The 264-nt window shown below is 39.0% G+C and carries 1 protein-coding gene; it reads right to left on the bottom strand.

Annotated features, from left to right (window positions below; genetic code table 11):
• Positions 1-58 precede the first annotated feature (58 nt).
• Positions 59-264, bottom strand: a 206-nt coding sequence (locus SB773_RS32450; protein ID WP_410594492.1) for a MarR family winged helix-turn-helix transcriptional regulator, incomplete at its 5' end; no start/stop codon positions are given.

The following is a 264-nucleotide window of genomic DNA, read 5'->3' on the forward strand; positions in this document are numbered from 1 at the left end:
TACTGTTGCTACAACAACTAATTATACAGAAAAAATGTTCCTGTACAATACTTTGGATTTATAAATTTTTCACGTTCTCATAAATGATATTGAGTGTTTTTCGAAACTGCTTGACCTCTTCTTCAGTCAAGCCTGCGATTGTTTTCTCATAGGCTTCAATGGAAGGGGGGAGAACCTCATCTTTTAATTGCCGTCCTTTTTCTGTCAGGTAGACATGCAGTGAGCGCCGATCCTTTTTGTCTGTCACCCGATGAATAAACCCTC

It is taken from the genome of Bacillus sp. SIMBA_074, assembly GCF_046534555.1.
Taxonomy (GTDB): domain Bacteria; phylum Bacillota; class Bacilli; order Bacillales; family Bacillaceae_G; genus Bacillus_A; species Bacillus_A mycoides.